Here is a 12405-nt window from a genome sequence, read left to right as displayed (position 1 = left end):
AGGACAAGGCAGCACAAGCAGTACTAGGCAGCACATATGGTATTGCCCTATGGAATCAATGCATTATGGAAACTCAGATTTCCTTGTGATGCGGGTCAAGGGATTGCGCCGGCCCGGTGTCCGTTCCGCTAGAATGTCGAAAAAACATGACACAACAGGGGCTGCCGTGAACCAAACCGCCACGTCGCAAGTAACGTCACAAATCACGCCCGCCGCGCCGGAGCATGTACTGAAATTGCGCACGCTCGACGAGCATCTGTGTACCGACCAGAGCTTTGCCTCCGCGCTGGCGCGGCTGCTCGGCGCCCTGGCGGTCGGCGATGATGGCGCGATGACGCTGGCGCAATTCGCCGCCGTGACCGATCTTTCCGGCGACGGCAAGGCGTCGGCCGTCTTCACGGCACTGGTCCTGAACGCCATCGAGTCGGGCGTCACCGTGGACTGGGCCGCCAATGCGCTGGCGCGCAGCAGCGGATCGGTCGAACCGTCGGCGCGCGAAGCGGCGTTCACGATGATGAAACCGTTGCTGGCGTTGCAGGGCCGGCGTGCCCGTCCGCTGGCCGTGAAGGCGGCGCGCGCGCTCGGCATCCGGCTCGTCCCCGACCATTACTACGGCCTGCCCCCCGAGGAGGAGCGCCGGCTGCTGAACAACCTGGGCACGCAGGCCCGCAAGCTGGTGAAGGGGAGGGGGCTGGTCGACGCGGTGGCCGATTTCGGCCGCAGCACGGGCCAGGTCGAACTGTTGAACCATGCGCGCGGCTTCAACGGCGGCATGATGTCGCAGGAGCAGTTGCGCGACGTGGTGCAGGGCGCCGTCGACACGATCACGCAGGGCATCGCCACCTACCAGGAAAAGGCGGCCGCCCCGCCGCAGGGCGATGGGGAAGCGATCGCCCTGTCGGCCACCGCCGAACAGCTGCGCCAGCAGGTGCTGCAGCGCCTTGCCCTCGTGGATGCCCGCATCGCCTACGAACGCCGCATGCTGTGGCAGGACATCGACGACGCCGTGCACGATGCCGGCAACGCGATCGAGGTGGCGATCGGCGAGCGGCTCGACAGCGAGGGCTGGAAGGATGAGCAGGTCTGGTCGGGCATCGCGCGCGACCAGTTCGCCCGCGAAATGGAGCACCGCCTCGACCGCGTGGCGCGCCGCAAGCAGGAAGCGCTGGACCTGCTGCACCACGACCTGAAGCTGTTCCAGGCCGACATGCGGATCACGCAGGGCGATGCGTTCGCGCGCCAGCACCATGCGGCCCTGGCCCGGCTGATGCCGCGCCTGCGCATCGGCACGCGGCTCGTCAACAGCGTCGACACGGCCGCCAACCTCACGCTGATGGGCAGTGCCGTGGCGGCTGCCGGCACCAGCACCGCCGCTTACCTGTTCGGCGTGGCCGTCGTGGTGCCGGTCGTGGCGCCGGTGGTGCCGTTCGTCGGCGGGGCCGTGCTGCTGGCCTCCGCATTCAAGTGGGCGACCGATACGAACAAGCGCAAGCGCGAAGAGATCCGCGACAAGCGCCGTGTGTTCGAGGAAGAACTGCGCCGGCGGCTGAAAGAGGCGGAAGAGGGCTTCGTCGTGCAGCTCGATCGCATCGGCAGCGCCTTCTACGAATCGGCCAGCGCCCTGCTGACCCCGCTGATCCTGGAAGCCGAAGCGGCCGCGCGCATCCAGGCCGTGCGCAAGCGCATCGCCGACAAGGTCATCGCCCAGGCGCAGGGCGCCATCGGCCAGCTGCAGGCGGCGCTGAGCGCCGCCGTTCCCCTCGGCTGACGAAGCGCCTCCGGTGCGGACATCGCGTGCGCACCGGGGGCGTTTCATCGCCTCGCCGCTTCCTTTCCCGTTCCGCCCATCCGCCCCGCGAACGCGGCCGCCTCGATTGCCGGGTGCGCTTGCGTACGAACGGCAGTTCGGCTTCCGCATACAATGGAACGCGATGTCTTTTCAACATTTTTCGGGGAGAAGCGTTTGCAGAGCAAATATGTGATCGTCGGAGGCGGGGCGGGCGGCCTGGAACTGGCCTGCAAGCTGGGCCGCAAGCTGGGGCCGGGCAACGTGATGCTGGTCGACAGCCGGCTGTACCACATCTGGAAGCCGTCGCTGCACGAGGTGGCGGCCGGCACGCTGGACATCCACGCGGAAGGCCTGTCGTACCAGATGCTGGCGCACGACAATGGCTTCACCTACGTGTACGGCGCGCTCGAGGGACTCGACGCGCCCGGGCGCACGATCCGGATCGGCCCGATCGAAACGGCGGCGGGAGAAACCGTGCTGCCGGCGCGCACGATCGCCTACGGCGCGCTGGTGCTGGCGGTGGGCAGCACGTCGAATTACTTCGGCGTGCCCGGCGCCGCCGAGCACACCATCTCGCTGAACGGCACCGAGGATGCGGAACGCTTCCGCCTCACGCTGCTCAAACTGATGGCCAGGGCCGCCACGGAAAAGGCCGGGCAGGGCGTGGACATCGTCATCATCGGCGGCGGCGCGACGGGTGTCGAACTGGCGGCCGAACTGCGCGAGGCGTCCGGCGTGTATGCCGCGTATGGCTTCGGCGACCTGAATCCCATGCGCGACGTGCGCATCACGATCATCGAAGGCGCGCCGCGCATCCTGGCGCCGCTGCCGGAACGGGTATCCGCCGCCGCGGCCGGCCTGCTGGCCGAGCGGGGCGTGCGCGTGCTGACCGATACGCGCGTGACGCAGATCGACGCCGACCAGGTCACCGTGCAGAAGGGCGATGTCTATCCTTCCGACATCGTGGTCTGGGCGGCCGGCATCAAGGCGCCGGACCTGCTGAAGAACCTGGGGCTGCCCACGGTGAAGGGCGGCCAGCTCGATGTGACGGGCGAACTGGTGGTGAAAGGTTTCCCGGACATCTACGCGCTGGGCGACTGCGCGCTGTGCATCGGCGCGGATGGCAAGCCGGTACCGCCGCGTGCGCAGGCAGCGCACCAGCAGGCCGACTACCTGCTCGCGGCCCTGCTGCGGCGCGACCGCGGCCAGCCACCGCTCGGCAAGCCTTACGAATACAAGGACTACGGCTCGCTCGTGTCGTTCGGCCAGCGCGATTCGGTGGGCAGCCTGATGGGTTCACTGCAGGGCAGGAACTGGTTCGTCGAAGGCTTCTTCGCGCGGCTGATGTACACGAGCCTGCACCTGATGCACCACAAGGCGATCATGGGCACGCTGCGCACCGGCGTGCTGGCGCTGGCGCGCTTCCTGATCAAGCGCACCACGCCGATGGTCAAGCTGCATTGAGGAAGTGACGGTCAGGCGGCGGCGGGCTTCGGCAGCACCACGGTGAGCACCGTGCCGCCTTCCGGGTGGGTGGCCAGCGTCAGCACGCCGCCCAGCAGGCGGGCCCGTTCGCGCAGCAGCCGCAGGCCGTACTGCCCGACGCCAGCCCCTTCGGGCGGCATGCCGCCATCGCCGATGCCTTTTCCGTTGTCGCGCACCGTCAGCATGATCTCGTCTTCGTTGTCGTCGACGATGACATCGACCTCGCTGGCGCCCGAATGCGCGGTCACGTTCGACAAGCCCTGTTCCAGCACGCGCAGCAGCACCACGCCGTATTCGCGCGGGCAGCTCGGTTCGTCTTCCGGCAGGCTGTAGCGTGCCGTCAGTGCGTATTGCTGGGCGAACTGCGTCACCAGTTCGGAGAACGCGACCTTGATGCCGAGGAACTCCAGCTTGTCGTTCCACATCTTGTGCTGCATCTGCCGGTTGTTCTCGATGATCGTGTGCAGCAGGTTCTTCATCTGCGCCGCACGGTCGCGCAGCGGCTGGTCCGGCGGCAGCTTGGCCGTGAGCAGGCCCAGGTGCATGGTCAGCGCCGTCAGCGACGAGCCCAGGCTGTCGTGCAGCTGGCGTGCCAGGGCGCGGCGGTCGTTATCCCAGCTGGTGACCACGTGGCCCAGCAGGTCGGAGAGTTCGGCGGCGCGCTCGCTGCCGTTGGTGATTTCGTCGGGCATGGTTGGTATAGGTATTTGGCCGATAAGACAGCGGGATCATACCGGATGTTTTTCGGAAATGTCGCACTGGCACTATCGTGTGTTGTCGCACAGTCAGCGGTAACGGCAGCGGGCACACTGAACCCACGTTGTCAAACCATTACAAGGAGCAGCCATGAGTGCAACAGCCAAGCCGCGTGATGCCGTCGCCCTGCTGAAGCAGGATCACGATGAAGTGAAAGCGATGTTCAAGCAATATGAAGAGCTCGGCGACCGCGCCTTTGCCAGCAAGCAGAAGCTGGCCGAGAAAATCTGCCTGGAGCTGACGAAGCATGCGATCGCCGAGGAAGAGATCTTCTACCCGGCCGTGCGCGCCGAGGTCGACGATGCTGATGACCTGGTCGACGAAGCCACCGTCGAGCACGCATCGGCCAAGGACCTGATCGCACAGATCCACGCGATGGATCCGCACGACGACCTCTACGATGCGAAGGTGAAGGTGCTGGGCGAGTATATCGAGCACCACGTCAAGGAAGAAGAGCAGGAGATGTTCCCGCAGGCGAAGAAGGCCGGCGTCGACCTCGTGGCCCTCGGCGAACGGATCCAGGCCCGCAAGGACGAGATCGATGAAATCCCGCCGATGCCCGTGCCGGGAAAGGTCGTGTACGCCACCCAGCCTGCGGCCTGAACTTCGTTTGACGGGCGGCTGCCCGCCCCGATGGGGGCAGCCGTGCTACGACCTGGCGGCCACCGCGGCTGCCGGCGGAGCGACGTCGGTGGTCAGGCTGGCAATGGCCTTCATCAGGCTGTCGATGTCGACCGGTTTCACCAGGTGCATGTCGAAACCCGCTTCCAGCACGCGGCGCTGGTCCTCGGCCAGGCCGTAGCCCGTCAGCGCGATGAGCCGGATATGCCGCATGTCCGGATCGCCGCGCAGACGGCGCGCCACTTCATACCCGTCGATGCCGGGCAGGCCGATATCGACCAGCGCCACGCCGGGCCGGTACTCGCGCGCCACGGCAAGGCCCTGCAGTCCGTCGGCGGCATGCCGCACCTCATAGCCGTAGCACGACAGCATCATCGCCATCATTTCGCGGCCGTCATCGTTATCTTCGATCAGCAGGACAGTGGGCTTGGCCCGTTCAGTGGTTTCCATGATTTGCAGGTTGGGTTCGGTGATTCGTTCGGTGCGCGGGAGGCGGATCAGGAAGGTGCTGCCTTCGCCGGGGCCGGCGCTGTCGGCTTCCACTCCGCCACCATGCAGTTCGGCCAGGCGGCGCACCAGCGCAAGGCCAATGCCGAGCCCGCCCTGGGCCCGGTCCAGCGTGCTCGTGCCCTGCACGAACACGTCGAATACGTGCGGCAGCAATTCGGCCGCGATGCCGACGCCGCTGTCGTGCACGGTCAGCACGACGTCTTCTTCTTCCACCTCCAGCAGGATATCGATCGTGCCGCCGGGAGGCGTGTATTTCAGTGCGTTGTCGAGCAGGTTCGAAAAGATCTGCTCCAGCCGTGTCACGTCGCCGTCGACCCAGCCGCTTTCCAGTGCCACGTGCACGTCGTAGTCGGCCGTGCGGCCCGTGGTGCGGTAGGTCTCGAGGCAGTTCCGGATCAGGGCCGCCACGTCGACCGGTGTGCGGTTCAGCAGGATCTTGCCGGACATCGCCCGCGACAGGTCGAGCAGGTCGTCGACGATGCGGCCCAGGTGCTGGCTCTGGCGCTGGATGATCTTCTTGGCGCGCACGGCCGCATCGACCGTTACCGTGGGCAGGCCGAGCAGCGAAGCGGCACTGCTGATGGCCGACAGCGGATTGCGCAGCTCGTGCCCGAGCATGGCCAGGAACTCGTCCTTGGCATGGTTCTGCCGCTCGGCCACCTTGCGTTCCTCGATTTCCTGCAGCAGCCGCTTGTTGCTGCTGATGAGGTCATTGGTGCGCTGGCTCAGCTGGCGCGCCTGTTTCTTCAACTCCTCGTTCTTCATTGCCAATGCCACGAAGACGGAGATCTTCGCGTGCAGGATCTGCGGGATCACCGGCGTGAACAGGAAGTCGGCCGCGCCTTTCTGGTAGGCCTTCAGCCGGTCGAGTTCATCCGCCACGAATGCCGTGATGAAGATGATCGGGATATTGGCCGAGCGGGCGCGCTGGTGGATCGCCTCGGCGGTCTCGAAGCCGTCCATGCCGGGCATGTTCACATCCAGCAGGATCACGGCGAAGTCGTGCATGAGTACCTGCCGCAGTGCCTCTTCGCCGCTGCGCGCGGCGATCACTTCATACGACTCCAGTTCGGCCCACTGCGCCAACAAGCTCGTGAGTGCAAACAGGCTGTTCGCGTCGTCGTTAACGACGAGGATCTTTGGTTTGTCTACTTTAGGCACGGGCACTTGTCGTTGGGATGCACTGCTGAAAACAATTCTATAAGACAAACATCTGATCGATCATAGCAACAGGCATCGGCGCTGTCAAAAGTCCTGCGTGCAACAGGACGCGACCTGGATTGTTCGATTGCGCACATACAGGACAAAGTCGTCATGCAATAGTGAAAGCGTTGAACGAGCAATCAAAATACGAAAGGATACGATCATGAATGTCGATACCGTGGTGGGTAAGGATTATCTGGGTAAATGTTTTCGCGAGCTGGCCGATGCGCCGGTCAGCGCACTGAACGGTGTCGGTGAGGAAGGCGCGCAAGCCCTGCAGCAAGCGTTCGGCGTCACGACCGTGCGGGAACTGGCGAACCTGAACTTCATCAAATGGGCTTCCGCCATTGCCACGCTGGCCGCCGAGGAGCAGATGCTGCCCCAGGACAAAGCCAAGGAAGAGCTGCTCGATGATGCCGTGGAAATGACGTTCCCCGCCAGCGACCCGATCTCCGTCGATGCCGGCATCACGCGCATCGAAGTGTCGCCGGACAAGGTCGATGCCCATACCGATCACCAGCACGCCAACAAGGTCGAGGAGTGCACGGCCACCGGCAAGGAAAAGCAAGCGGCGCAGTAAGCCCGGCAGCCCTGCGAACGGGCTGCTCGCCGATGCATCGATGCCGGCCACCCGCTTTCGAGCAGGTGGCCGGCATTTTTTTGCAAACCAGACCCGGACGAAGAACCGTGGTCAGCAAGGCGCGCGAGCCTGACGGCTTGCATGCCTTGCTGACCACGGTCTTGTGCTTGCGGGGTTACGAGACGGTCGAGCGCGGGACGATCGGATCAGCGTCAGACCGTCGTTGCAACGCTCTTGAGCTGGTGCGGCATCGCCGCCGCGGCGGCTGTCGCCAGTGCGGTGCTGCCCGGCGCCGAGCAGAAGCGGTTCTTGCCCGAGCGTTTCGCGTCGTACAGGGCATTGTCGGCAGCATGGATCAGGTCGCCCACGGACTCCGCATCGTCGGGGAACAGCGCAATGCCGATCGACGTGGACAGCCGCAGCGTGACGCCGTTGACGACATAGGGTTCGGACACCACTTCGATCAGCTTCGACGCCGGCTCGCGTGCATCGTTCAAACCGCTCACATCGCCCAGCACGATCACGAACTCGTCGCCGCCCACGCGCGCCACGGTGTCTTCCTTGCGCGAGGAGCCGACCAGTCGTTGGGCCACCAGCTTCAGGATCTCGTCGCCATAGGCGTGGCCATGGGTATCGTTGATGGGCTTGAAGCCGTCCAGGTCCAGGTACATCACGGCCGCCTTGCGCTGGTTGCGCAGCGCGTGCTGGAACGTGGTTTCGATGCGGTCTTCCAGCAGGCGGCGGTTCGGCAGGCCCGTGAGCGGGTCGTGCAGGGCCAGTTCCTGCTGGCGCTTGCTGTACTGGGCCAGTTCCTTGTACAGCAGGCGCACTTCCAGCATGTTATGGATGCGCTTGTGTACTTCGAGCAGGTCGAACGGCTTGCTGATGAAATCGCGGGCGCCCGCTTCGAGCGCGGCGATCTTGAAGCTCGGCTGGGCTGTCAGCGCCAGCACGGGCAGGTAGCCTTCCTGTTCGATTTCCTTCAGGCCCTTCATCACCTGGAATCCGTTCAGGCCGGGCATCTGCAGATCCAGCAGGATCAGATCGTAGTTATGCTGCCGGTGCAGGGAGCAAACCTGGTCGGGCAGCATGGTGGCCGTGACGTTCGCGTAGCCGGCTTCACGCAAGATCTCGAGCATCAGATCGACGTTGTCGGCGCAGTCGTCCACGACCAGAATCTTGGCATTCAGGATCTCATCCGGGCTGGGCATAATTGGTCTCGCATACTGTGCCCCGGCGGATTCAAGGCCGGGGCGGAATACTCAGTGTAGCGCCGAAGAATTTGCTGCGGCGCACGTAAAGGAAAAATCTTCTCCTGATGAAGAATTTTCAGCACTTCGAGTGTAGCAAACCGCTGACAAGTTTCTTGTAGGACATTGCCGCGTCATGCAGTAGGACACTTTTTCCCAATTATAAATTAATTAATACGCATCGAGTATTTTCTTACGCAAATGTGTAGCATGCACACACTTCAGTAGTGTATATGCGAAAAACAGATATGACTCAAGAGGGCTGGGCGCGGCGCCGGGCGGCCGCCAGCGCGACGGCGGCGACCAGCTCGGGTGCCTCGACGGGCTTGGCGATGTGGTCGGAGAAGCCGGCGGCAAGGGTGCGCAGCCGGTCTTCCGTGCGGGCAAACGCGGTCAGGGCGATGGCCGGCACGTTGCCGCCGGACTCCGGTCCAAGGGCGCGCACCTTGGCCAGCAGCTCGAAGCCATCCATTTCCGGCATGCCGATATCGGACAGCAGCAGGTCGGGATGCCAGCGCGGCAGCAGTGACAACGCGGCGGGGGCGCTGTCGGCGGTCACGACTTCGGCGTTGCAATCCGATAAAACCCGCTTGATCAGCTCGCGCGTGTCCGGTTCGTCGTCGACGATCAATACACGCAATCCGCCCAGGTCGCGCAAATCGTCTGCCACGGCTGCGCGCGGTGCGCCATCGGGCAGGGCCGGGCGGGGCGTTCGCTCCGCACCGGGCACGCGGGCCGCCAGCGGCAGCCGCACGGTAAACGTGGCGCCGCGGCCTTCGCCGGCGCTGTCCGCCATCACGGCGCCACCGTGCTGCTCGATCAGATGCCGGACGATCGACAGTCCCAGGCCAAGCCCGCCATGCCGGCGCGTGGAGGACGCGTCGGCCTGGCGGAAATGTTCGAACACGTGGGCCAGGAAGCCGGCGCCGATGCCGATGCCGGTATCGGCCACGACGATTTCCGCCTGCCCGTCGGCCTCGCGCACGCTCACGCGCACGGTGCCATCCTGCGGCGTGAACTTGATCGCGTTGGACAGCAGGTTCCACACCACCTGCTGCAGGCGGCTCTGGTCCGCCGCCACCATGCCGCACGGCTGGAAATCGCGTTCGATGCGGATATGCCGGGCCGCGGCGGCCGGGCGCACGGTTTCGATGGCGGCATCGATGACCGTCGCCGGCGCCACGGCTTCGATATCGAGCAGCACCTTGCCCGACATGATGCGGCTCATGTCGAGCAGGTCCTCGATCAGCTGGGCCTGGGCGCGCGCGTTGCGCTCGATCGTCTGCAGGCCTTTTTCCATGTCGGACTCGCCCCGTCCGCCGCGCCGCAGGATCTGCGACCAGCCGAGGATCGCCGTCAGCGGCGTGCGCAGTTCGTGCGACAGCGTGGCGAGGAATTCATCTTTCATCTGGCTCGTGCGTTCGGCCTCGGCGCGGGCGTTGCGTTCGCTGTCGAGCAGCGCGATGCGCTCCTCGGCGGCGCGGCGTGCCGCTTCGTTCAGCCGTGCATTGTCGATCGCCACGCCGGCCTGGGCCGCGATGCCGCCGATGATGCGCTCCGTGCGCTCGCTGAACATGCCCGGCTCCGGGTGGCCGAACAGCAGCGTGCCGATGACGCTGCCATCGCGCGACATCACCGGCGCTGCCAGGTAGCTGCGCAGCGCGCCCGCGTGCCCGGCCGGCAGCGCGGGCTCGCATCCGGGCTGGCGCAGCAGGTCGCTGCAGCGGGTGATCGTGCTGCCGCGCAGCGTGTCGCCGAACAGGGCCGCGGCATGCGCACGCGCCAGTTCGCCGAAGGACGACGGTGGGCGGCCGGCGAGCGTGTAGGGTGTCAGCGCATCGTCGCTGCCATCCTGCCCAGCCCCGCTATCCGGCGCGGCATGGCGCGCATCTTCGCGCGAATGCTCCCGATTCCTGTGGTAGAAGAAGGCGCCGAAGCGGGCCCCGCTGATCCGCGTGGCCGCATCGGTCACTTCCTGCAGCAGTGGTTGCAGGTCGCGATGCCGGGACAACGCGTTGCCGGTGCTGTTCAGCAGTTCCAGCACGGCCGTCTCGTCGCGCAGCGCTTCCTGGGCGCGCTTGACCTGGTCGACGTCGGTACTGGTGCCGAACCAGCGCAGCGTGCGGCCCTCGGCGTCGCGCACCGGGTTGGCGCGGGTCAGGAACCAGCGGTACTGGCCATCCGCGCCGCGGATCGGGAATTCCATTTCGAACGGCTGGCCCGATTCGATCGAGCCCTTCCAATGCTGCGTCATCGCCGGGATGCACTCGGGATCGTAGACCTGGCGCCAGCCTTCGCCGCGCAGGTCGTCGCTCGCCAGGCCCGTGTATTCGATCCAGCGGCGGTTGTACCACGTCATGCGGCCGTCGTGGTGGGCGATCCAGGCCAGCTGCGGGATCGAATCGGCCAGCGCGCGCAATTGCGCTTCGCTGTCCTTCAGCGCTTCCTCGGCGGCGCGGCGCGCGCTGATGTCCTGCACCATGCCGGTCATGCCGAGCAGGCGGTCGCCATCGCCGTAGTTGCCATGGCCGACCACGGACAGCCAGCGCCGTTCCCCGCCGTCGCCGCCAACGCCATTACGGGCCCGGATGCGGCATTCGATGTCGAAGTCGCGGTGCGCCACGTAGGCGTCGACGAAGACCTGGCGCGCCGCGGCGCGGTCTTCCGGCGCGATCCGCTCCTGCAGCGCGTGCCACGCGATCGGCGTTCCTTCCGGCAGGTCGAAGATCTCGGCGGCCCGGCGGCCCAGCGTGACGACGTCGGTGGCGGCGTCCCAGGTCCATTCGCCCAGCCGGCCCGCCGCCATCGCCACCTGCAGCCGGTTGCTGTTCTCGCGCAGCGCCCGTTCATCGCGCTTGCGCGCGTCGATATCGAGCAGCATGCATGTCAGGCCTTGTGCCGAGGGACAGGCCCGCACCTCGAGCCAGCGCTGGCAGGGTGCATGGAACAGCTCGAAGGTTGCGCCCGCGCGATCGGCCATGGCCTGGCGCAGCCGTGCCTCCAGCGCGGTGCCGGGCAGGGCGGGGAAGGCCTGCCACAGTTCGCGCCCGGCGAGGCTGGCGGCGCCGTTTTCACGGCCCACGCCGTCGCTGCCCAGCAAGCCGGCGGCACGCGCATTGATCCAGGTGATCGTCCATGCCTCGTCCACGATCGCCAGGCCGTCGGCGATACTGTCCAGAACATCTCCCGTCCAGGCGCGCGCGCGGCGCAACGCTTCCCTTGCTTCCAGCATGGCGCGCAGCGGGTCTGCTTCAGGAGGGATAGCCCCGTTGGAAAGAATCATTGATGGACGGTTCAGGACGATTGGTTTTGCCGGCTGCCGGTGCGGCTGCCGCTGCGGATTGTAGCGCTGCGCGGCGCGTCACGCTCGCACCGTTGACTGAACGGCACGGTATGTCAGGCGCGCGGAATCCGATCCAGGATGGCTTGCAGTTGCTCGATATCGTAGGGCTTCTGGATCGCCTCGGCCCGGAAGTCGAGCTGCTGCGTCAGCGTGTCGCTGTAGCCGGACGCGAAGATCACGTGCAGGCCCGGCCGCCGGGCCACGGCGTGGCGCGCCACCTCCACGCCGGAAATGCCGGGCAGGCTCACGTCGGTGAACAGCACGTCGTATGCGGTGCCTTCCAGGTACTGCAGTGCGCGCTCGCCGTCGGCCACCGCCTCGACTTCGTGGCCGATCGCACGCAGCATTTCGCAGACGAGGTATTGCGCATCGAGATTGTCCTCGACCACCAGCATCTTCAGCGCGCGCGCGGCCGCCGGGGCAACCGTCGCGCTGGGCGGCGCCAGCGTGCATACGATACCCAGCACCGTGCCGTCGCCGTCGCGCAGCGGCGTGTAGTACAGGTCGAAGCGCTGTTCGCTGACGCCGTCGGCGCGCCACATCTGCAGGACCTGGCCCGTGAATACCAGCGATTCGCCCTGCCAGGCCCGCTCCAGCGCGGCCGCGTTCCAGCTCCACGCCGAAGGCTGCATCGCCGGGATGCGGCCGCCGGGCGGTTGCGTGGGCAGGCCGGACAATGCCGTGTACGCGGCGTTGAGCAGCATGACCTGCCGGCGCTCCCACATGACCAGCGTGGGCAGGGGCGAGTTCAGCATGAGGTCGGCGGCCACGCGCAGGGGCAGCGGCCAGCCGTCCGGATGGCCCACGTCGGTACGCGTCCAGTCGGCCTCCAGCGTGGACAGGCTGTTCATCGCAGGCACACTCATGC

The 12405-nt window shown here is 66.1% G+C and carries 9 protein-coding genes; 4 read left to right on the top strand and 5 right to left on the bottom strand.

From position 1 onward, the window contains the following. The first annotated feature begins 166 nt into the window (after nucleotides 1-166). Together ACY65G_RS11615 and ACY65G_RS11610 are read left to right on the top strand one after the other, a co-directional pair. Entirely contained in the window at nucleotides 167-1768 is a 1602-nt protein-coding gene (locus ACY65G_RS11615; RefSeq protein WP_464997503.1) for a hypothetical protein, read from the top strand. Nucleotides 1769-1963: 195 nt separating this feature from the next. Continuing rightward, nucleotides 1964-3253, top strand: coding sequence for an NAD(P)/FAD-dependent oxidoreductase (locus ACY65G_RS11610; protein ID WP_464997502.1), 1290 nt, complete (start codon nucleotides 1964-1966; stop codon nucleotides 3251-3253). Between the two features lie 11 nt (nucleotides 3254-3264). On the opposite strand, the gene ACY65G_RS11605 is transcribed toward ACY65G_RS11610, so the two are convergent. Then, nucleotides 3265-3966 (bottom strand): sensor histidine kinase, encoded by a 702-nt coding sequence (locus ACY65G_RS11605; RefSeq protein WP_464997501.1) that lies wholly within the window; start codon nucleotides 3964-3966, stop codon nucleotides 3265-3267. A 154-nt stretch (nucleotides 3967-4120) separates the two neighbouring features. Between ACY65G_RS11605 and ACY65G_RS11600 the strand changes: the two genes are divergently transcribed. After that, nucleotides 4121-4633: a hemerythrin domain-containing protein gene (locus ACY65G_RS11600; protein ID WP_464997500.1), complete on the top strand. Its 513-nt coding sequence runs from the start codon at nucleotides 4121-4123 to the stop codon at nucleotides 4631-4633. A 45-nt stretch (nucleotides 4634-4678) separates the two neighbouring features. Here the strand turns inward: ACY65G_RS11600 and ACY65G_RS11595 are convergent, their stop codons facing one another. Then, entirely contained in the window at nucleotides 4679-6322 is a 1644-nt protein-coding gene (locus tag ACY65G_RS11595) for a response regulator (protein WP_464997499.1), read from the bottom strand. Nucleotides 6323-6527: 205 nt separating this feature from the next. Between ACY65G_RS11595 and ACY65G_RS11590 the strand changes: the two genes are divergently transcribed. Continuing rightward, nucleotides 6528-6944, top strand: coding sequence for a hypothetical protein (locus tag ACY65G_RS11590; RefSeq protein WP_464997498.1), 417 nt, complete (start codon nucleotides 6528-6530; stop codon nucleotides 6942-6944). Nucleotides 6945-7156: 212 nt separating this feature from the next. On the opposite strand, the gene ACY65G_RS11585 is transcribed toward ACY65G_RS11590, so the two are convergent. The 3 genes from ACY65G_RS11585 to ACY65G_RS11575 all read right to left on the bottom strand — a co-directional run bounded on the left by ACY65G_RS11585 (nucleotide 7157) and on the right by ACY65G_RS11575 (nucleotide 12403). Beyond that, nucleotides 7157-8155: a diguanylate cyclase domain-containing protein gene (locus tag ACY65G_RS11585; RefSeq protein ID WP_464997497.1), complete on the bottom strand. Its 999-nt coding sequence runs from the start codon at nucleotides 8153-8155 to the stop codon at nucleotides 7157-7159. 292 nt (nucleotides 8156-8447) lie between these two features. Then, nucleotides 8448-11426 (bottom strand): hybrid sensor histidine kinase/response regulator, encoded by a 2979-nt coding sequence (locus ACY65G_RS11580; protein ID WP_464997496.1) that lies wholly within the window; start codon nucleotides 11424-11426, stop codon nucleotides 8448-8450. A 164-nt stretch (nucleotides 11427-11590) separates the two neighbouring features. Continuing rightward, the gene (locus ACY65G_RS11575) at nucleotides 11591-12403 is read right to left on the bottom strand and encodes a response regulator (RefSeq protein ID WP_464997495.1); all 813 of its coding nucleotides are present in this window, start codon (nucleotides 12401-12403) and stop codon (nucleotides 11591-11593) included. Nucleotides 12404-12405 lie beyond the last annotated feature (2 nt).

The organism is Pseudoduganella sp. jia 12 (assembly GCF_055502675.1).
This window is presented reverse-complemented; position numbering and strand designations above follow the sequence as displayed.

What these genes read in the sequence shown, in the direction of transcription:
- ACY65G_RS11605 (WP_464997501.1), bottom strand. Translation starts at nt 3,966, where the DNA reads ATGCCCGACGAAATCACCAACGGCAGCGAGCGCGCCGCCGAACTCTCC.
- ACY65G_RS11580 (WP_464997496.1), bottom strand. Translation starts at nt 11,426, where the DNA reads ATGCTGGAAGCAAGGGAAGCGTTGCGCCGCGCGCGCGCCTGGACGGGA.
- ACY65G_RS11590 (WP_464997498.1), top strand. Translation starts at nt 6,528, where the DNA reads ATGAATGTCGATACCGTGGTGGGTAAGGATTATCTGGGTAAATGTTTT.
- ACY65G_RS11575 (WP_464997495.1), bottom strand. Translation starts at nt 12,403, where the DNA reads ATGAGTGTGCCTGCGATGAACAGCCTGTCCACGCTGGAGGCCGACTGG.
- ACY65G_RS11600 (WP_464997500.1), top strand. Translation starts at nt 4,121, where the DNA reads ATGAGTGCAACAGCCAAGCCGCGTGATGCCGTCGCCCTGCTGAAGCAG.
- ACY65G_RS11585 (WP_464997497.1), bottom strand. Translation starts at nt 8,155, where the DNA reads ATGCCCAGCCCGGATGAGATCCTGAATGCCAAGATTCTGGTCGTGGAC.